26 protein-coding genes are annotated in these 19,965 nt (G+C 47.8%); 6 read left to right on the top strand and 20 right to left on the bottom strand.

The annotated features are described in order from the left end of the window. The first annotated feature begins 184 nt into the window (after window positions 1-184). Window positions 185-532 carry a hypothetical protein gene (locus M3650_RS16340; RefSeq protein WP_251576327.1) on the top strand — a complete coding sequence of 116 codons (348 nt, stop codon included), beginning with the start codon at window positions 185-187 and terminating at the stop codon, window positions 530-532. Window positions 533-622: 90 nt separating this feature from the next. On the opposite strand, the gene M3650_RS16335 is transcribed toward M3650_RS16340, so the two are convergent. The 4 genes from M3650_RS16335 to M3650_RS16320 form a co-directional block, all read right to left on the bottom strand. After that, window positions 623-1,192, bottom strand: coding sequence for a GNAT family N-acetyltransferase (locus M3650_RS16335; RefSeq protein WP_251576324.1), 570 nt, complete (start codon window positions 1,190-1,192; stop codon window positions 623-625). 179 nt (window positions 1,193-1,371) lie between these two features. Then, window positions 1,372-1,815 carry a flavodoxin gene (locus tag M3650_RS16330; RefSeq protein ID WP_251576322.1) on the bottom strand — a complete coding sequence of 148 codons (444 nt, stop codon included), beginning with the start codon at window positions 1,813-1,815 and terminating at the stop codon, window positions 1,372-1,374. Between the two features lie 218 nt (window positions 1,816-2,033). After that, a complete protein-coding gene (locus M3650_RS16325) occupies window positions 2,034-2,852 on the bottom strand; it encodes a GNAT family N-acetyltransferase (protein WP_251576320.1) in 819 nt (272 codons plus the stop codon). Between the two features lie 49 nt (window positions 2,853-2,901). Continuing rightward, window positions 2,902-3,357, bottom strand: coding sequence for an NUDIX domain-containing protein (locus tag M3650_RS16320; RefSeq protein ID WP_251576318.1), 456 nt, complete (start codon window positions 3,355-3,357; stop codon window positions 2,902-2,904). A gap of 263 nt (window positions 3,358-3,620) precedes the next feature. Here M3650_RS16320 and M3650_RS16315 point away from each other — a divergent pair, with 263 nt between their 5' ends. The 5 genes from M3650_RS16315 to M3650_RS16295 all read left to right on the top strand — a co-directional run bounded on the left by M3650_RS16315 (window position 3,621) and on the right by M3650_RS16295 (window position 9,302). Continuing rightward, entirely contained in the window at window positions 3,621-5,336 is a 1,716-nt protein-coding gene (locus tag M3650_RS16315; protein ID WP_251576315.1) for a peptide ABC transporter substrate-binding protein, read from the top strand. Window positions 5,337-5,446: 110 nt separating this feature from the next. Then, window positions 5,447-6,385 carry an ABC transporter permease gene (locus tag M3650_RS16310; RefSeq protein ID WP_019424122.1) on the top strand — a complete coding sequence of 313 codons (939 nt, stop codon included), beginning with the start codon at window positions 5,447-5,449 and terminating at the stop codon, window positions 6,383-6,385. Beyond that, entirely contained in the window at window positions 6,382-7,332 is a 951-nt protein-coding gene (locus M3650_RS16305; protein WP_285848485.1) for an ABC transporter permease, read from the top strand. Before M3650_RS16310 ends, M3650_RS16305 begins: the two co-directional genes overlap by 4 nt. A gap of 21 nt (window positions 7,333-7,353) precedes the next feature. After that, a complete protein-coding gene (locus M3650_RS16300) occupies window positions 7,354-8,346 on the top strand; it encodes an ABC transporter ATP-binding protein (RefSeq protein ID WP_251576314.1) in 993 nt (330 codons plus the stop codon). After that, window positions 8,343-9,302 carry an ABC transporter ATP-binding protein gene (locus M3650_RS16295; RefSeq protein ID WP_251576311.1) on the top strand — a complete coding sequence of 320 codons (960 nt, stop codon included), beginning with the start codon at window positions 8,343-8,345 and terminating at the stop codon, window positions 9,300-9,302. Before M3650_RS16300 ends, M3650_RS16295 begins: the two co-directional genes overlap by 4 nt. A 69-nt stretch (window positions 9,303-9,371) precedes the next feature. On the opposite strand, the gene M3650_RS16290 is transcribed toward M3650_RS16295, so the two are convergent. The 16 genes from M3650_RS16290 to M3650_RS16215 form a co-directional block, all read right to left on the bottom strand. Continuing rightward, window positions 9,372-10,442, bottom strand: a complete 1,071-nt coding sequence (locus M3650_RS16290) for an acyl-CoA dehydrogenase family protein (protein ID WP_251576309.1) — start codon at window positions 10,440-10,442, stop codon at window positions 9,372-9,374. Between the two features lie 103 nt (window positions 10,443-10,545). Beyond that, window positions 10,546-11,004 (bottom strand): GNAT family N-acetyltransferase, encoded by a 459-nt coding sequence (locus tag M3650_RS16285; protein ID WP_019424127.1) that lies wholly within the window; start codon window positions 11,002-11,004, stop codon window positions 10,546-10,548. A 68-nt stretch (window positions 11,005-11,072) separates the two neighbouring features. Then, window positions 11,073-11,360 (bottom strand): hypothetical protein, encoded by a 288-nt coding sequence (locus tag M3650_RS16280; protein WP_251576307.1) that lies wholly within the window; start codon window positions 11,358-11,360, stop codon window positions 11,073-11,075. A gap of 50 nt (window positions 11,361-11,410) precedes the next feature. Beyond that, window positions 11,411-12,223 carry a class I SAM-dependent methyltransferase gene (locus tag M3650_RS16275; RefSeq protein WP_483311751.1) on the bottom strand — a complete coding sequence of 271 codons (813 nt, stop codon included), beginning with the start codon at window positions 12,221-12,223 and terminating at the stop codon, window positions 11,411-11,413. Window positions 12,224-12,268: 45 nt separating this feature from the next. Continuing rightward, the gene (locus tag M3650_RS16270) at window positions 12,269-13,114 is read right to left on the bottom strand and encodes a class I SAM-dependent methyltransferase (RefSeq protein WP_019424130.1); all 846 of its coding nucleotides are present in this window, start codon (window positions 13,112-13,114) and stop codon (window positions 12,269-12,271) included. Window positions 13,115-13,268: 154 nt separating this feature from the next. Further along, window positions 13,269-13,784 carry a GNAT family N-acetyltransferase gene (locus tag M3650_RS16265; protein WP_251576305.1) on the bottom strand — a complete coding sequence of 172 codons (516 nt, stop codon included), beginning with the start codon at window positions 13,782-13,784 and terminating at the stop codon, window positions 13,269-13,271. Window positions 13,785-13,836: 52 nt separating this feature from the next. Further along, the gene (locus M3650_RS16260) at window positions 13,837-14,091 is read right to left on the bottom strand and encodes a DUF2164 domain-containing protein (RefSeq protein ID WP_251576303.1); all 255 of its coding nucleotides are present in this window, start codon (window positions 14,089-14,091) and stop codon (window positions 13,837-13,839) included. Window positions 14,092-14,312: 221 nt separating this feature from the next. Then, the gene (locus M3650_RS16255; RefSeq protein WP_251576301.1) at window positions 14,313-15,020 is read right to left on the bottom strand and encodes an ABC transporter ATP-binding protein; all 708 of its coding nucleotides are present in this window, start codon (window positions 15,018-15,020) and stop codon (window positions 14,313-14,315) included. A 60-nt stretch (window positions 15,021-15,080) separates the two neighbouring features. Next, window positions 15,081-16,331 (bottom strand): hypothetical protein, encoded by a 1,251-nt coding sequence (locus tag M3650_RS16250; protein ID WP_251576299.1) that lies wholly within the window; start codon window positions 16,329-16,331, stop codon window positions 15,081-15,083. Between the two features lie 81 nt (window positions 16,332-16,412). Beyond that, window positions 16,413-17,360, bottom strand: coding sequence for a 5'-nucleotidase (locus M3650_RS16245; RefSeq protein WP_251576297.1), 948 nt, complete (start codon window positions 17,358-17,360; stop codon window positions 16,413-16,415). Between the two features lie 29 nt (window positions 17,361-17,389). Further along, window positions 17,390-17,560: a hypothetical protein gene (locus M3650_RS16240; RefSeq protein WP_251576295.1), complete on the bottom strand. Its 171-nt coding sequence runs from the start codon at window positions 17,558-17,560 to the stop codon at window positions 17,390-17,392. A 5-nt stretch (window positions 17,561-17,565) separates the two neighbouring features. Beyond that, on the bottom strand, window positions 17,566-17,802 hold the full coding sequence (locus tag M3650_RS16235; RefSeq protein WP_251576293.1) for a GrpB family protein: 237 nt from the start codon (window positions 17,800-17,802) through the stop codon (window positions 17,566-17,568). Next, window positions 17,760-17,942, bottom strand: coding sequence for a GrpB family protein (locus M3650_RS16230; protein WP_251576291.1), 183 nt, complete (start codon window positions 17,940-17,942; stop codon window positions 17,760-17,762). Before M3650_RS16230 ends, M3650_RS16235 begins: the two co-directional genes overlap by 43 nt. After that, entirely contained in the window at window positions 17,942-18,400 is a 459-nt protein-coding gene (locus M3650_RS16225) for a GNAT family N-acetyltransferase (protein ID WP_251576289.1), read from the bottom strand. The genes M3650_RS16230 and M3650_RS16225 overlap by 1 nt, the downstream gene beginning before the upstream one ends. Window positions 18,401-18,417: 17 nt before the next feature. Further along, window positions 18,418-18,969 (bottom strand): hypothetical protein, encoded by a 552-nt coding sequence (locus tag M3650_RS16220; protein ID WP_251576287.1) that lies wholly within the window; start codon window positions 18,967-18,969, stop codon window positions 18,418-18,420. A 209-nt stretch (window positions 18,970-19,178) separates the two neighbouring features. Beyond that, window positions 19,179-19,730 (bottom strand): ribonuclease FAU-1 family protein, encoded by a 552-nt coding sequence (locus M3650_RS16215; protein ID WP_251576285.1) that lies wholly within the window; start codon window positions 19,728-19,730, stop codon window positions 19,179-19,181. Window positions 19,731-19,965: the final 235 nt, after the last annotated feature.

Here is a 19,965-nt window from a genome sequence, read left to right as displayed (position 1 = left end):
GCTTCTCACCCAATCCGAGATACCAGGGAACTTTGCCTGGGTAGCCGAACAGCATGAACATATCAACAAATATTCAAAAATAACTATATATGTCCGATAATATTTATATAGGCGCATTTCCCATAATCATAATTGTCCTCAATGAAAGGAAGGATTGGATTTGAACGTATCAGCGGCATCTTCCATGAGTGCTATCGGCGTATCTAGCGGTCAAATCAGTAACATCGATAAGCAAATCGAGTTGTTGAATAAACGAAAAACAATTATTGCTCAAAAAATGGTTGCCGTAGCGAGAGGCGATGACGATAAAAAATTGAAAGATGAAAAAATTAGAGCCCTCACTATGGAAATCAATGCGATTGATATGCAAATTAATCAACTTATTAAAAAGAAGATGGAGCTGAAAGAAAATAAAAATGATCCATCAAAAGCAAATAGCAGCACAAATGAGATTGGCCCTTCAGCAAGCGACCTGATTCAACCTGACAATAAGCAGCAGGGAAATCATATCTTTATTGATATGAAACTCTAGTGTCCGATAGAGAGATACGGATAGGACTGCGGAGTGCGATACACAACAAAAGCAGCGAGGCCGATAACGGTACCGGCCTCGCTGCTTTTGTTACATCCCATGTAATAGCGGTTCATTAATGATAGAATACTGCTTTACGTCCTCATATCGTCCGTTATTGAATAAATGTTTGCGCAAAACACCTTCAAATTGCATGTCGCATTTCTCCATCACTTTCGCCGACCCCGCATTATCCAGATGACAGCGGGCTTCAATGCGCACCAGCTTCATGGTATGGAACCCGTAGTGTATCACTTCGTTGACGACTTCTGTCATATAGCCTTGATTCCAGTAATCCCTGGCTAATACGTAGCCGATCTCCGCCCGCCCATGAGTCGGCCTCCAGCTCACAAAGCCACATGTGCCAATCAGTCTGTCATTTTCCACATCAACGATCCCCCAAGGGGCAATCTCTCCTCTGTCATACCGTTGAATGACGAATTCCAAGAAATGATACGTGTCCGCCATCCGCTGATGCGTCGGCCAAGTCGTAAATCGCGACACCTCTTCGTCCGCACAATACATGAACATATCCTCTGCATCATGAAGTGTCATTTTACGAAGCAGCGTCCTTGCTGTCTTCAATACAGGCAATTGAAAGAACGGTCCCGAATTCATCATCGGTATCCACACCCTCTTTATCGGTTACAACCATCCCGTGTCCATAAAATATTTTGCCACAAACAGGGCAGCTGTGTCCATTCTTAGCTTCCCCCTCTCATTGTGTCAGGATAAGATGGCGAACGTGTAGGCGTGTGGTCAATTCGAATATCGCAAGCATGCTGGTAATAAAGCATCCGCTAGGAACGAAGCTTCTCCACGAACTGGGCTCCGAATTCGCTGCACAGCTTAATATCATCTGATCTAGGAGATAATTCTACCTTCAATCCCTCCAACACGACTTCACATCCGCGCTCCTTAAGTTTTTTGATTAAAATATCCACCGCCGCACCGTACTCAGGATAACAGGAATCACAGGAACCGAATACGGCCGCTTTTTTCCCCGTCAGGTCGATGTTGTCCATTTCTTCATAGAAATCGAGAAACTCATCCGGGAGCTCTCCGTCACCCCATGTATATGCTCCAAGCAGAATTCCCTCGTGCCCGGCCAGATCGGCTCCATACGCATCCATGACCTCCTTCATCTGAAGCTCTTCTCCCGCTGCCCGAACAGTAGCTGCTATCGTCTCCGCCATCTCCTCGGTATTTCCAGTCATGCTTGCATAGATCAATATCGTACTCATCTATGTACCTCCGCCTTTCGGATATGTGCTGTGTCACTTCATCATTGATGATATTGATAATCATTATCATCAATGATCACATGCCCATTATACATGCACGCGATATTCATTTACAAGCAAAACTTTGCTGAGAGAAAATGGGGAAGTCCACACAAAAAAACGAGGATGCCAGCAAGCAGCGTCCTCGTCAGATATGTCGAATTCCAACCTATCACCTATTATACAGGCATCGTCCATGTTGCACGGACGTAACCCAATTTCATTCCGGCGCGTTCCATATTGCGATGACTTTGTGACAGGTAGCTTGCTTGACTGACAACCAGCCGGCAGCCGCTCAAGGCCGCTTCATGAATTCGCCTCCGCAGCAAAGCCGCATGCATTCCGATGTTGCGGTAAGATGGCAGTGTCGCTGCAAACGTAAGCGAAGCAATGCCGTTCTGGCGGTACATCACGCCTGTCGCAGCAGCCTTCTCCTCCTGGAATCCGATAAAAAACGACCACCCCGGGCGTTTCAACAGCACCTCATTATTGCGCGCCACAGCAGAAATGCCGTCATCTCCAAGCCCCGTTCCCCGGCAATGTATCGCCGCATAAGTCATCATGTCTTCTTCTGCATACGGAAGAACGCGTATCTCTTCTTCTGAGCCCGGATCCAGATCGAATAGAGCTTGCCGTTCTGCAGCGCCATACAGCGTGGCATGGAATCCGGATTGATAGCAGCCGCTTTCACTCAGCTTCCTGAACAGAAGCGGGTGCGCTTGCTTGGGAACGATCTCGAATTGGCAAGTCCGATTACGCGTGCGAAAGAACGAGATCATTTCATCTATGTGATGGATATCTTCCCCCCGCATCCCTTTCACCGTATTGAATTGCGGCCACGGCATTGTATCACTATAGTATAGCCTCGCGTGTCCGAATCGCGCCAGATGAATTCCTTCCGGATTGCCCTCGATGTCTTGGATCGCCTTCATCCGATCCGTCATATAATCGATTTCGGACTGCTCCAATGCGTCGGCGACCGCTTCAGTCAAATGCATGACCACCCCTCCTACTTATGAAATTTTTCACAATTAACAATCATAAGCATTAATTGGTATCTCCTAAATAACAAGGCGCTTGCGCTCGCTGCTGCAATATGGGAACCAGCTTATGAGGGTAGACGCGAATCTGCTCCAGCTCTTGGAGCGGAATCCATTCGACGCCGACCTGATGCTCATCAGGATTACTTCCTGTAAATGAGGATGGGATTCGTTCAAGTTCACATTGAAAATAAAATTCCACCTGATGAATAGGCGTGTCCCATTCGGAAAATTGATGGTTTTTTCCAATATATTCACGCACATGAAGGAGATGATCAACAATGACTGCACAGCCTATTTCCTCAATGCATTCCCGTCGAAGCGCCTCGCTCAACTCTTCACCGTGCTCTTGTCCTCCGCCCGGGAACAGATAAAAATATCCATCACGGTCTTGATTCTTCGTCAGTAATACTTGGTTATCTTGAATAATAACAGCTTTTGCTGAATTGCGTATCGGTTTCATTGCTGCGGTGCTCCTTTATAATGGAAAGTTATAATGGATAGAAGTGGTTATTTCTACCTTACTATGAACATGGAACAGACGCAACACGTTTGACTGTATGTAAATTTTTTATAAAATTTGAAAAAAGGTAAAGACGAATCTTAATTGTTATGGTAGTATATGGTACAAACCAAATGTCAATTTTCTCCTCGGGCCCCAACAGCTTAGTTCAGTAGTTGGCGATTGGTAAACAGATTATTCCAAGAGAGGGGAACAGTACAAGCATGAAACGTAAATCCATGATGCTCGTCTTGACATTGCTTCTCGTAGTCACCACGTTTGTAAGCGCTTGCTCCAGCAACACAGGCAATTCTTCGTCTCCGAATCCAGATACGGCGAAGGATTCACCGTCCAATACGGACAGTGGCGATAAGAAGAACGAACCGTCCGAGGGATCGGGCAAAGAACAAGTATTCCGCTTCAATCTTCACTCCGATCCGCCTTCGCTCGATCCGGGTCTGTCACAAGACACCGTATCCTCCTCCATATTGAACGCCATGTACGAAGGTTTGGTTCGTGTCGACGAGAATGCGAAGCCTGTACCTGGAGTTGCTGAGAAATGGGAGGAATCACCCGATCATAAGAAATTCACTTTCCACCTGCGCAAAGATGCCAAATGGTCCAACGGCGACCCAGTCACTGCTCACGATTTTATATTTGCTTGGGAAAGGGTGCTGAATCCGAAGACTGAACCGGCTCCACCTTACGCCTACCAGCTCTACTACTTCAAAAATGCGGAAGCCTATAATAAAGAGAAAATCAACGACTTTTCTCAAGTTGGCGTCAAAGCGCTTGATGAGCATACCCTGGAAATCGAACTTGAAGCTCCTACCTCCTACTTCTTGAGCCTACTTTCCTTCACTACCTACTATCCAGTGCACAAATCAGCGAAAGACAATTCGAAATGGGCCGCGGAAGCCAACACGATGATCTCCAACGGTCCTTTCAAAATAAGTGAGTGGAAGCACCAAAACTTGCTTGAACTAGCCAAAAACGAACATTATTATGCCGCCGATACAATTAAATTCACCAAAATAAAAGCGACAATGGTGCAGGACTCCGCGTCTGAATTGAATATGTATGAAGCCGGAGACATTGATTTTGCTGGGCATCCGACGGGCGAACTGCCGACGGATCAGATTCCTGTTCTGAAAGAAACGAAGCCGGATGAGCTGCAAATTCAAGGGATCGCATCCAGCTACTATTACTTGTTCAACAACAAACAGGCGCCATTCAACAACGCGAATATCCGTAAAGCGCTCTCGATGGCAGTCGATCGCAAGCTAATCACCGATAAAGTAACGCTCGGCAGCGAACAGCCTGCATTTGGCATCGTTCCGCCCGGCATTACCGGCAACGCCGATCAGTACCGCAACGAAGTGAAGGATGAATACTTCAAGGAGGATGTGAATGAAGCGAAAGCGCTGCTGGCCAAAGGGCTGTCCGAGCTTGGCTTGAAGGAAATGCCTGAATTCACGCTCGGCTATAATACGAACGATAAACATAAGAAGATCGCCCAGGCCGTTGCCGACATGTGGAGCAAAAACCTTAACTTAAAAGTGAAAATCGAGAACCAAGAGTGGGGCGTCTACTTGAAGAGCCGGACCAGCTTGAACTATCAGGTCGCCCGCGCCGGCTGGACTACCGACTATAACGATCCGATGTCGTTCATTGATCTGTATATGACAGGCAGCGGCAACAACGATATTGGCTACAACAACCCAGAGTTCGATGATCTCGTCAAAAAGGCCAAAACATCCGTGGATCCAAAAGAGCGGATGGATCTGATGGCGAAAGCGGAGAAAATTCTCATCCAAGACGACCAGGCGATTCTTCCGCTGTTCTACTATACAAGCGTTCACTTGATAAAACCGGGAGTCAAGAGTGTATTCGTTGATTATAGAGGCATGTTCGACTTCACCCGTGGCTATTTAGAGTAACTAGTCTGTAACATCATCCAGATGGTAGCCGATCGGGATACATATGGCGTACAGCATATGTGTCCCGATTTTTTCATTGGACCTATGGAAAGAAGGAGGATTGATGAAATGTGACTCGGTATATATTGGTTAAGCTATTCTACCTTGTCGTGTCGCTGTGGATTCTTGCTTCAGTAACGTTCCTCTTAATGAAGGCCATTCCAGGCGACCCATTCATGTCGGAAAGAGCGGTTCCGCCGGAAATCAAAGCCCGCCTGATGGCTCAGTACGGATTGGACAAGCCGTTATATGAACAATATTTCATTTACTTGAACAAGCTGGTGCATGGGGATCTGGGCATTTCCATGAAAATGCAAGATCGCGAAGTCGTGCAAGCGATCCGGGATTCCTTTCCGTATTCGTTGCGTCTCGGCATTGTGGCAATCATCGTGTCCGTTGCCGTCGGCGTGTCATTAGGCATGCTGGCCGCGCTGCGCCATCGCAAGCTGTTGGATACGTCTTCCATGGTGCTTGCCGTCATTGGCGTATCGGTTCCGAGTTTTGTGCTCGCCTCCTTTTTTCAATACCTGTTCGGGGTCAAGCTCAAGTGGTTCGCGGTTGTTGGGCTGAATGCTCCGTTGGATTACGTTTTGCCGACGATAGCGCTATCCGCCCTGCCGATTGCCTTTATCGCCCGCTTGACACGCTCCAACATGCTTGAAGTGTTGCATTCCGACTACATAAAGACGGCCAAGTCAAAAGGGCTTACCGCTGGAGTCATCGTCCGCAGACACGTCCTGCGCAACGGTATATTGCCAGTCGTCACCTATCTTGGGCCACTGACTGCCAATGTGGTGACGGGTTCCTTTATTATTGAACAGATCTTCGGCATCGGCGGACTGGGCAAAGTATTCGTCATCAGCATCAGCAACCGGGACTATTCCCTTATTATGGGAATCACGATTTTTTACGGATTAATATTGATGAGCGCTCGTTTCCTCACCGACCTGGCGTATGGGTTCATTGATCCCCGCATCAAGCTTGGCAATGGAAAGGAGAAAGCAGCATGATTAGTTTTAATAAACGGAATCCCTTGCAAGATATCCCGGTAACAGCTGACCAGTTCAAAAAAGCATCGATTGACGAACATGCGGCGGAGGCGATCGAACGCGAGAGCATATCCGCATGGCGCGACGCTTGGCTTCGTCTGCGCAGCAACTGGATTGCAATGACAGGGCTCGTCTGCCTGATTCTGCTTATCTTAATGGCAATTATCGGACCCTTGATCACTCCGTACGATTATTACACGAATAACCTGGAGCTGACGAACCTGCCTCCGTCTGCAGAACATTGGTTCGGGACGGACGATCTCGGCCGCGACATGTTCGCCCGCACTTGGATGGGTGCCCGTATTTCCCTTATCGTCGGTTTTTCGGCCGCAGCAATCAACCTCCTTATGGGAGTCATATATGGCGGTATTATGGGGTATGTAGGCGGTCGCCTCGATAATGTCATGAATAAAGTATCGGAGATCATTTATTCCGTTCCTGACTTGCTCGTTGCGATTTTGCTTGTCGTCGTATTCGAACCGAGCATAACGACGATTATTTTGGCGCTCTGTGTCACGGGCTGGATTAACATGGCATGGATCGTGCGCGGACAGATGATGCAGCTGAAAAATCAAGAGTTCGTGCTCGCTTCCCGTTCTCTTGGCGCTGCCGGGTCCAGAATTCTGTTCCGCCATCTCATCCCGAACTCGCTCGGACCGATCATCGTGACATTGACGCTAGCCGTCCCCAGCGCTATCTTCAGTGAAGCCGTGTTAAGCTTCCTCGGCCTAGGTGTGCAGTTGCCAGCCGCTTCGTGGGGGACGATGATTAATGACTCTTTGAAGGCAATGGTCATCTATCCTTGGCGTCTCGCCTTCCCGGCGCTGTTCATCAGCTTGACGATGCTCTCATTCAATATGTTCGGCGATGGTCTGCGCGATGCGCTCGACCCGAAGATGAAGAAATAGACGGCGAGGAGGAAGACAGGAATGCAACCGATATTGGAAGTAAACGACCTGCAAGTCTCGTTCCACGTTCGTGCAGGTGAAGTTCAAGCAGTTCGAGGAATCCAATTCCATGTCAATGAGGGAGAAGCAGTAGCTATCGTAGGAGAATCGGGTTGCGGCAAGAGTGTAACCGCCCAGTCGATTTTGCGTCTGCTTCCGAGTCCGCCCAGTCGGGTAAAGAATGGTGAAATTCGCTTTAAAGGCAAAGACTTGCTCAAAATAAAAGAGCGGGAAATGCAGTCCATTCGCGGCAAAGATATCGGCATGATCTTTCAAGATCCGATGACGTCGTTGAATCCGACGATGACCATTGGCCGTCAAATTTCTGAAGTATTAATCAAGCATCAAAACTTGAGCGCTGCTCAGGCAAAAAAACGTGCGATCGAAATGCTATCTTTGGTTGGCATACCTAATCCCGCTTCTCGCTTCGTCCAGTATCCGCACGAATTTTCCGGTGGCATGAGACAGCGGGCCATGATTGCCATCGCGCTTGCCTGCAGGCCTTCACTCCTAATTGCAGATGAGCCGACGACAGCACTCGATGTGACAATCCAAGCACAAATATTACGTGTCATGAAGGATTTGCAACGGGAGTTCGGCACCTCGATCATATTGATTACGCATGATCTGGGCATCGTCGCCGATCTATGCGACCGCGTCATCGTCATGTATGCTGGCAAGATTGTCGAGACCGGGACAAAATGGGAAATATTCAAAAACCCGCAGCATCCGTATACGAAGGGGCTGCTCCGTTCGCTGCCGCGTCTCGATCAGAAGAGGGAAGAAGCACTCATTCCGATTTATGGAACACCGCCCGATCTGTTGAAACCGCCTGCAGGATGTGGATTTTGTGCCCGCTGCGACGAAGCGATGCGTATTTGTATCACGCACGATCCGGATGCGACAAGCTTAAGTGCATCGCACCAGGCGAACTGCTGGCTTCTTCATCCGATGGCGAAGGAGGTGGCACAATGAGCGGCGAGGCACTATTGGAAGTGAATCAGCTGCGGAAATTTTTCAATCTTGGCCGTGGCAACATCTTAAAAGCGGTGAATGATATCAGCTTTACGATTCGGCGTGGCGAGACGTTAGGCATGGTGGGCGAATCAGGATGCGGCAAGTCGACCGCAGGCCGCACTATTTTGCGCTTGTATGAGCCTACACAAGGACAAGTCAGGTATAACGGCACGGACATATATCGGGTCAAGCGCGGACAAATGAAGGCGTTGCGGCGCGAGATGCAAATGATATTCCAAGATCCGTATGCCTCATTGAATCCGCGCATGACGATAACCGATATTATCGGCGAGGCGCTGGATATACATGGTCTTGCCGGCAGTCGATCAGCCCGCAAGAAACGGGTGGAGGATTTGCTTGATCTAGTCGGGCTCAACCCGGATCATGCCACTCGCTACCCGCACGAGTTCTCAGGCGGTCAGCGCCAACGCATCGGAATTGCGCGCGCGCTTGCCGTCGACCCGAAATTCATCATCTGCGATGAACCGATTTCAGCGCTCGACGTATCCATTCAAGCGCAGATCGTCAACCTGCTGCAAGATTTGCAGAAGCAGTTCGGTCTTACTTATTTGTTCATCGCCCACGACCTGTCCATGGTGAAGCATATCAGTGATCGGGTAGCCGTCATGTATCTAGGGAAAATAGTTGAACTGTCTGACAGCGAGAGCATTTATGCGGAACCGCTTCATCCGTATACCCGTGCTTTAATGTCATCCATACCGGTTCCAGACCCGGAAATTGAAGCGCAGAAAGAACGAATTGTGCTTAGCGGCGAACTGCCCAGTCCGATCCATCCGCCGAGCGGCTGCCACTTCCGCACGCGCTGTCCGCTTGCCTCGGACCGCTGCGCACAAGCAGAACCTCCGTTCCGCGAAGCGAAGCCGGGCCACTTCGTTGCTTGCCATCTCGTATAATTATGAATACAAAGGCAGAGTCATCCGCGTCCCGAATGGGAGGCTGTAGGATACTCTGCCTTGTAGAGGTTATTCAAATGCAACGAGCAGCGAATGATGACATACCGTATGCAAGTCCCTGAAAATTTGATTAATCGTCGTATCTTCCATCACCGCATGAATGCCCAAGTAAGGGAAGATAGAATCCGCGCATGATAAGGCCACGCTGCCGCTCTCCTTGCACTGGCGAGACACCCGCATGCTCTCTTCCTCTGAGAGCGGTAGACCGTTCACATGCCGTGTCCATGATTCCTCAATGACATCATAGAATTGCGTCACTGAGCGGGCAAGCAGTGCATCCATCTTATCGATCTTCGCTTCTACCGCTGCATAGCGATTCACGGATGAACTTTCCCATACTTCCTTATTTCGTTCCAGGATGTGCTTCGCTTCATCCAAGAAGTGACGGCTAAGCCCGATGCTTACAGCCGCAAACGAAGCTTCAGCAAATGGCAGGAACGGATACGTGTACACTGGATCGCCATAAGAACCTGCAGGTTGACTAATATCGAAGGTCATCTCATCGGGAACGAATAACTCGTTAACGACAATGGAATGGCTCTCCGTCGCCTTAAGACCGAAGGCCTTCCAATCTTTTATTATTTCGACTTGACTCGGCCAAAAAATAAAGGAACGGATCTGAGGTGTCTCGCTGCTGTCCCCCGTATCTACGGTACAATTGGCCGTAAAGACCGTCGCATGTGTGGAACCGCTGCAAAATTTCCATCTCCCGCTGACTATATATCCGCCGTCCACCTTCTGTGCTGTTCCGGATGGATGTCCCGATCCTGCAACGACCGCTTGCGGGCTAGCGAATACTGCTCGCGCTACCGACGGCGATACGAACGGCGCAAAAAATCCTCCACCCGATCCGATAGTAATAAGCCAACCAAAGCTGCCGTTAATCCAAGAAGCGTGTTCAAACCGCTTCAATGCCTCCGGCAATGGGGTCATATGTCCTTCAAGCTGTTCTGGAACGAACAGCTTGAATAGGCCCCGTTCATAAATCCAATCCAAAAATGTCTGCGGCAGCTTGCCTGACGTCTCCATCGCCAGAGCTTGGCTGCGTATCATCTCGATCTCTTCTACCGTAAAAGTCATCTTCATCCATCTCCAATCTCTCTGCCAATGCGAAAAAGGATTGGTCTTTCCGCAACTACATAGAAAGAGCTCAATCCAATTCTGACATTTATTATAATATAAGTTACAGTTGAAGGCGCAAACGGATCATATCCCGGCATGGAATACCATTTTCTTCAATCGGCTCCTCGTAATGAATCGTGAAGAAATCAGGATCTACGCCGCAAATGCGAAACCCGCACTTTTGATATAAAGCAAGCTGGTCCAGACTGGAATTGCCCGTCCCCACTTCGAGCACGTGATACCCCAGTTCCTTCGCAGCATGTATGGCATGCATAACAAGACGCTTGCCGTATCCCCGGCCTTGCCACGCTTCATCCACCGCCACGTTCACCAGCTCAAGCGTATGTGGACGCGTCGGCAGCAGCAGTATTGCTCCCTTCGTCTCCCCTTGATCTTTTATAACAAAGCCATGGCTTCGATCCAGATAACTGTATACCGCTGTTTCTTCGGGATCTGCAAGCAGCAGCAGCTCCATCGGAATGTCACGGTTGTTCTCGATTGTTGTAATTTGCACTGTCATCATTTCATTCTCCTCTCGAACGAGGCACCGTCACTTCTGTACCTGCGTTCGGCCAATTATAATGTGATTTAAGCTGTCCGGCATCCTTCTTCAGCATATATCCCGTGTTCCAAGTAATGTTTGTAAATATGAAAAAACACGCGAATGCCGGCAAAGAAATTCTCATCGTGCGGACATTTTGTTATCAAATAAATGGTATCTTCAATCGCGGGACTTTGCCCTCGTGCCATCATGGCGTGGTGTTGATCCAAGTCAATTACGAACAGGCCAGCCATGTCATCAAGCGCTTGCCCATAAGCATACAACGCGCTTGAACCTTTCATTTCCTGCAGCCTGTAGCATAATGCTGTTCCCATGTAAATCACCTACTTGTTCAAAATATCATGTTCATCATCCCAATGCTGAATTACGTCGCTTGAAGCGGTGCTTCTTTTCTGGCAACTATATAAAAGCGGTGGCACGTCGCATCGAAATATCCTGTGCGTGACATCCGTTCGTACAATTGTTCCAGCGGTTCTCTATAGGCTTCAATCGAAAATTCAGGAATTTGCCAAGGAATGGCCTTCAAGTAAAATACGATCGCTCCTAGATCATAGAAGCGAGTAAACGTTCGTTCTTCATCCTGCTTCAGTACCGTGAATCCGGCTTCTTCAAGCTGTGCTCTAGCAGCCTCACAAGTCCAAGCGGCGTAATCGAACGGCGGAACGCGCATAGCCTCATTCATTTCCTTATCATTATCTCCACCGACTTGCTGCGTCAGGAAGATGCCGCCCGGCTTTAAGATCCGCCATAACTCACGCGCTGAAAAGGATTCATGCCGGTTCACCACCAGATCGAACTGTGCATCAACGAAGGGCAGCCGCTCCTCGTCATCGAACGGCAACACCTGTACCCCAAGCGGTTCCAAGCGGCTTCTCGCGACGGCAACATTAGGCGGATAGCCTTCGGTTGCGCACGTATGCACAGGCAGCGGCTGCATGGAAGCGAGGAATTCGCCGCCTCCGGTTCCCATATCGAGCATCGCTTGGCTTCTGCGCATCAGTCTCTCGACCATACTTGTATAGTTCCAACGTACAGGACATTCTTGCATTCTTCCTTTTTGCGTCAAATAGGAGAAATCCCAACCAGAGAATGCTTGTTCATCATCTGCAAGGACGTGTTCAAAAGACGGCTCATCCAGCCAATGCATAGCATCCTGATCTGCGTCTGTTGACCTCATATTCCTGCCTCCTTCTGCTATTTCAGTACGTATGAAATACGATGTTTACCGTTTTACTGCTACTGAAATAATATGTGGACTCATTCCCATAATGCTGTTCTCTTCTTCGACCTGCCGGCTTAATTGGATTAGGCGATTGCGGCTGGATTCGTCAGACCACTTCTCCTCGAAGGTTGGAATTATCCAGACCGGGCCCTCCACTGCTAACGTTTGCAAATGCTCCAACCCCACTGCTTCCATTTCTTCTTGCAATTCGTTCGGCAGATGAAAATAAGATCGGGCGATAAACCCTGGATACTTATCTGGGCGCACGTGCTGGCCTTCGCTTATTTCACGTTCAATCATGAACATGAAGTCATCCTCGTTAATGAGTTGATTATCTCTGCCGTACACAGACAAGCCATAGAGCATCGCCCCATAGCGCGTAATGGCTGCAGCAATTAGGATACCGCCGTCCTTGAGCAAGCGTTTCGCTTCCGCTAGCGCCGCAATGCGCTCCTCTCGTTCTGTCAAATGATACAACGGCCCCATTAACAACACGGCATCAGCAGACTTATCCGCTCTCGCAATCTGACGCGCATCCGCGACTTCAATGCTTTGGATAGGACGGGTAAGCTGCTGATTAAGCTCGGCTGCCATATCTGCCGATTTGGAAGCCAGATCGAACAGATGCACCTCGTGTCCTTGCTCGGCCAGCCAACCAGAATAGACTCCAGCTCCGCCCCCGATATCATAGATTACGAGCCCGCTGCCTTGGATATAGCGGGAAATAATTTCTTTAGACCGTTCAAGCTCAAGCTTTTCAATACCGCGTGACAGCCTGCTCTTCTCCAAGCCTTGATTGTAGTACGCCATAATTTGCTCCATCTCTTCTGTAGGGTTATCCGTCATATGATCACCACCACGTAAGGAAGCTTCTCCAGAATAAACTCCGTTCCTTCCGTGTATCCTTTCTTCACCGCATGATGTCCGTTCCCTCCGTTGATGACGCTTACATATACGATATAGTCTGATCGCTAAAGAAAGCTGCAGACCAAGCCCACTTTTATATCGCTTTAAGATTACTCCATTGCAAAGCGATCTCCGTGTGACGTTCTCCCCCGATTTCAATTTCCGTATCACCGATGACTTCCGCGCCGGTGCGACGATAGAAATGGAGTGCGTCGTTTCCTTTTAGCACCCATACGAGCATGCTGTTGAATCCGTCTCCGAGCATACAGTTGGCAATCGCCTGCACCAACTGCCTTCCCAAGCCTTGACCCTGTACCTGCTGCAACAAGTATAGAGCATACAGCTCCGCACGATCGGTATATTCCTCGCTGCGGCTGGGACCTCCCATGGCAAACCCGACAACCAGGCCATCCGAATCCTCCACGACCAACAAGCATTTGTCCGGAGTCAGCTGTTCAATGGCATGCGCCCACATATTCTGCCGCGATTCAATGGACAGTCCACTTAAATATTCATCAGACACAAGACCCTGATACGTCGTACGCCAGCTTTCCACATGCACACGGGCAATATTGGCCGCATCTTTCGCTTCCGCAGAACGAATGTTCATGCAACCTCTCCTTCCGTTCCGACCACAGTGTAATTGAGTGGCTATCGTGTCGTTATCTCCTGTCATTTATCGGTTTATGTAGCGCATACAGGTCATCTTCCAAGTTCATCATACGCTCGGTCAACAGCTTTCTCGCGTCTTCCAGCGCTTGATTATAAATGATTGGGCCAAGCATCGCCAGCATATCATCGACAGTCTGTTCGGCAGCAATGTCGCCCATCGATTCGCCGCGTTCGTCTTCAAAATAACTCTTGATCTGCTCTACCAGCTCTTTCTTCTGTTCTCTTGGAAGTTTAATCGGAATCAAGACGTTGTTCCTCCTTCTCCGGGTGATGCTCCCGCTGCAGTTTTCTCACTAAAACATGTACTATACTATGATAAATGATCATTTTTTTGATTAAGACAATTTAAAGGTTTCCTATAGTTTATTCTAGTCTACCATATTGAACCGCGTTTCTGTCAGATCTAAATACATCAAACCAAACAAAAAGGTTGATTACCGAGATATTTATTATTCAGCAAGCCCAATTATCTGTGTGCGACATATAAACCTTCCAAATCATCTGTCGAGTCACCACAATACACGAGTTGACCGTTTCGTAAAATAGCAACCTGCTGAGCTAACTTTTCTGCCAATCCGATAATATGTGTTGATAATAAAATAAGGGCGCCATTCTCGCTATACTCCTGCAGCGTGTTCCGGACGATCATGACCTGATCGGGGTCAAGACCGTTTGTCGGTTCGTCTAATATGAGAATGTCCGGCTCATGAAGAAGCGTTGATGCAAGGGCTACTCTTTTTTTGGTTCCTTGAGATAATGCATCCATCTGGTGATTGTGATAAGCTTGCAATTCGAATCGTTCAAGCCAGTGCATAATACGGTCTTCAAGTTGCCCCCTCTGTATGTTACGCAGGCCACCGTTCAATCTCATCATCTCTACGACCGTAAGTGATGGATAATAGAAAGGAAACTCCATCAAGTATCCAATACGTTGTTTGTATCGTTGATCTTGCCATTGTAAAACATGATGATTTAGAGAAATTGTTCCTTGCTGTGGTTGGTTAAGCCCTGCAATTAAGTTCAATAAAGTGGTTTTACCCGCTCCGTTAGGTCCAAGCAGAACGGTTATTTGCCCCGAATAAAAGGTACAATCTATCTCGTGAAGAATTTCTTTGGAGCCATATGCATAGCAAATTTGATTTAATTGCAAGGATATAGTCTCTTTATTGTTCATGATATACAGTCCACTCCTTGAAAAAATGGTGGTGGTGTTCCCCTTTTTGACACTTCGCCGTCAAATATCATTCGGTACTCGTCGATAAAACCTAACAAAACGCATTTGGATGATGACAGTAGCAATAACAAAGAGGACAAATTGAGTTTGATGCAAATATACGAGAAATATCATGCCTAGTGCAATAATGAGGTTGCCAAAAAAAGGGATTCGTTCACGAACCGTAAATCTGTATCCTGCCAATAAACCAAAGCTGACCATCGTTGCAGAAAGAAATGCGCTCTGCACCAATTGCTCAAGCCATTTATCCCAAGCAAGTTCTTCTAACACAAGCCCCCACACAAGCTGATTAATAGCCGCAATGCTTGTACCGAGTCCCCAACATACGAACCATTTCGCAGACAGCATTTTACGCCAAGCATAGAACGTCACGGTATATAACGACAGCCCTCTTCCTTCATAAGCAAAGCTTCTAACTGTCCAAATATCATTGACAAACCAAATAAGCAGAGCTGAGCTTATGGGCAAAAAAACAGGGGTCTCTGCTACGATGTAATAATTGAGCAATTCAAGCGCAAACACGCAAACGACAAACGGAAAAACATCTCTAAAGCGGATAATAAATAGAAGTTCCTTTTTAAGTAATGGATGCTTTGCCAGCCAGCGTGTCTGATGATGATCCGTTACAAAAAAATGAACACTTAACACTTTAGGCCAAGCTTGTTGTGCAACCCAAAATGTTAAGGCTAAAATGATGACCGTTAACAATAGCAAGCAGGTAATACGTCCAGTCGGGTTGAATTGCGCAAAAACAGCCCACAAGTTGATTGCTAGCATCAACATCGAAATTAACAAATACCGAATTCGTTTTAAGAGATAGGAATATCCAACCAATTCAGCATAGGAGAAACCGGCAACCATCATCACCAACCATTGCCACACGTCTATCTGTGCTGGATTCCACAATAGCTGGCCGACAGTTATCCATACAAGCAGCAACAGAAAAGGCATCTTTTTAAGAAATGCATAAGTGGTTAAAAAGGCATGCTTCTGCCCTAATGACCATAAAAATCGTACTTCATCTACTTTATAACTAGAAGCAAACAGACTCAGCCCCGAAAAAAAACCAATAAGCCAGTATCCAAGCAGCATGTCAACAAATTCTATGTAATTGGAGTATAAGAGTGCAGTTAATTGATCTGCTCCTTTAGGGAGTAAGAAAAGGATCAGCGAGAATAACAAAACATCGCGCCGTGATACATTCTTCAATCGACAAACATACACTTGTCTATACAATTGAAAGCTTGTCATTATGTCTCCTTCTCCCATCAAGACATATATCGTCCACGTCGATTCGGACAGCACCGTAACATGGCGTTCCTCTTTTATTAGTTAGGATGTAGTCAATGTCAGTTCTTGATTGGCCACACCAAACGGCACGTGAACAGACGGAGCAATTCGAGCGACGCCTTCGATATGTCCCAGTTGATCATCAAAGAAAATGTGCGGCTTAAATATTTTGAGGACGCGTCCTTTGTCAATGCCACCTAGAAAGAAAGCTTCATCCACTTGAATTCCCAGCTGCCGCAACGTAGAAATAACACGCTCATGGGCAGGCGCATTGCGCGCGGTTACGATTGCTATGCGAATGCGCGGCCGGTATTCCGCATCCTGCTCTCTCTTATTACGCTCAAATTGCTGCAACCTTGCAATTTCCTTGAAAAATTTCAATAACGGTCCTGGCGGAAGCGGCTCATTCGCGAACTGCTGCTCATGCCGATGGAACGCCTGGAGCTTACCGCCCTTCTGATAGACCGCTTCTGCGGAATCATCGGCAATAATGCCATCGAAATCAAAAGCGATGCGCAGCTCGGGTTCTTCCTCATCATCTATGTACTCGGTCGGATATACACATCCCGCAGGGAGCCCGCTAGCAACCGCTTCCCGTACATCCTCAGGATTGCCTGACAGAAAGAGCGATGCGTTGAATGCTTCCATGTAAACGAATGGATTGCTTCCCGTGACAAATGCCGCCCGTGAAATGGGCAAGCCATGGTGCTCAATCGATTTAAACACACGGAGTCCGGTATCCGGATCGTTCCGGGATAATAGCACTACTTCAACATGCTGATCAGTCGATGAATTTCCGTTAATCCCAAGCAGTCTCCGCACGAGCGGAAAGGCCACGCCTGGAAGGAACGGCTCTTGCTCATGTTCCCGCTGATATTTGCGGTACTCTTCTTCTCCCTGAGCCCGAAATACTTGATCCGCCTGACTCAAATTGAATAACGCGCTCGAAGCGACCGCGACGACGAATTTGTGTGAAATATCATAAGCCATTCCATGTCGGCCCCCCTTTCTCCCTTACTTTAGCGAATCATCAGTGTACGTTTCTTATCCAAAATGTATAAGTCCAACGCTTGTATAGCCCGTCGCAGCAGCTTGATAACCAAATAGGCGATGTAGATCCCTACAACAATGGTGACAACATAGAACAGTTGAATGAACAATGACATAAGCATATAGCTCATGTGATTCATGAATATCAGCTCCTTCCTTGCTCCGTCCCCCGCCCTGTGCTCCAACCTGTAAGCTGGCTCCACTCGGATGCCTTTTGCATTACGCTCCATATAAACGGGGACTTGGCACCTGTGTAGCCGTGGCGATCGTGACGGTACTGCTCCGCCAGACGCAGCTTCATATCCGCATAGGCATCGCGCTCTTCAGGATGGCAGTCGGTTACCGAGAATTTGAATTGTCGATGATAGGCTTCGCCGCACATCCCGGTATGGAAGTGGAACCGATATGCTCCACCCGGGCAGCAATATCCTGCAACGACCTGCGTATCGGAGCGGCAATGCGTTCAAATTGGGCGGGCCACTGTGTCTGATAAGGCATAATCTGCACTTCATACGCATTCACTAGATTTGCGCCCCCAACTGCAGTATAATTTCCTCCCCATCCCTCTCTCCGGTATCACGGAAGCCTAGCTTCACATACAAATCACGGGCCACCGTATTATCCGGCACGTATGAAATGCGAATGGCGGTCGCCTTGTATTCCTGCTTCAGCGTGTCGATTACGGTTTGCAATGCCGCTGTTCCATAACCTTGTCCTTGGTAAGCGGCATCGATCATGAAGCGCATAATCCAATGGCAGCCATCATCAGGGTACGGAACCGTATCGAACATGACGAAGCCTGTCATCGTATCTTCTGCGTAGATTGCACACGGCTTCAAATTAGGTTCCACCTTCGATTGAGCGATGGAATACAGATTCGAAGCAACGAAGTTTCTCTGCTCCTCTTTCGGAGAAAGCTGAATGCAGTTCTTCCAGTTGTCCACCGTCACATCCACTAATGATATATTTATTTGTGCCATGATCTCCCTCCTTACATTTATTCCTCATTCCTGTTCTTCCTTCGAATCGTAGTCATACAATTGATTCCAATAACAACCGCCGCAATGAACAGAAGAGCAGAATAAGAGGAGTTGACGTTCCTTCCTTTGCCAAGCACTTGAATATCCTCCGCTGCATCTTCAAGCGGAGCAGTACGAGTGCACAGATGCGTCATGTATTTCCCATCACTATGATAAGCATATACAAGATACTCTTTTCCGGGTTCAAATTCGTATCCGCAGCTTGCAGAGGACAGCGCGGTGACGACTTTGGCATTGGATGCAACATTTCCTTTCCATACGCGCTTCACTTGAAAAGAAACTTTCACAGGATCTGCAGTAGAAAAAGTCATTTTGGTCCAACTGCGGCTCACATGGGTCACCTTGCCAGCGAACACAGCCGCTGCATCTCGCTTGGCATCCTCGATGCTCGGGCTCGCCGCGCAGGAGCAGGCGGAGACGGGAGCCGCAAATAGAAACGAGAGCCCAAACATGACGACAGTCATCATTAAAATGCAGGCGAACGGTAATCTTGTCGGGGCACGCTTCAACGAATATCCCTCCTGAAGTTTTACCTATGTTAACCTGTACGAAATAAAGCAGGAAAATGTTTCATAATCGCGCCGTTTCTTATTGGGGGAGCATCCTGACATGTAAACGTTGATCAAAGACAGCAGGATGGGCAATGTCGCGGATGAATAGAATATAGAAAATGATATCGCATCAGCGACAGAAAGAGGCGGTTGAGAAAGTGGAAGCATCACCCTTCTTGAGAAGTACGAAGGCGCGGCTTCATCATACGGAAATAATCCATCCCTTTAAGGATGACTGAATGTTCCTTTACACGAGAAATGAAACAGCTCGCCTCGGCAACTGCTAGGTCATATTGCGACTTCGAAATTCGGCCCCATTCGAGGGCCTCCTCCAATTCATTCTCATCCAGCAGGAAAACCTGTCCAGAGGGCAACAATACCACATCCAAATACAAGTCATCATAATACGGAATCCCGCGTTGATCCACGTCGACATGTTCGCATATATCAATATACCATTGCACGATTTTTTCCTGATCATTGAACATAGTCGTGACCGAATAGTGGGCGTGCAGTGGGAAATGCTGCATCCAATAATATCCTGTGTTCACGAGAGGTATCTTTGTTCCGCCCATTTCCTTAACAAGCGGTGCCCGAACGGAATTGAATTTAATGAGAGAGACATAGCCGGTGAAATGGGTGTCCTCAACATAGGTCAATGCAAAGTCTTTAGATAAAATTCGTTTCCAATCACTGCGATCTGCATATTTTCTCTTCATACGGCCAGCCCTTCTTTACGCTTGATTCAGTCCTTGCTGCGCGAACGTTTCATTCTGTGAACAATCAACTTCAACCAATTAATTCCTTTCTATTATAACGCTTTATTCAGCAAAATCCGTAAAAAAAGATCACATTTCCAGCCAATAACGATACGCTGCCAAGTATATCTCTCCATTCTCCCTCTCGTTCAGAAGGGGCATCCCTCTGTAGGGTGAGGTTAACTTTGATGTATAT

This window comes from Paenibacillus sp. MER TA 81-3 (assembly GCF_023713585.1).
Taxonomy (GTDB): domain Bacteria; phylum Bacillota; class Bacilli; order Paenibacillales; family Paenibacillaceae; genus Paenibacillus_B; species Paenibacillus_B profundus.
This window is presented reverse-complemented; position numbering and strand designations above follow the sequence as displayed.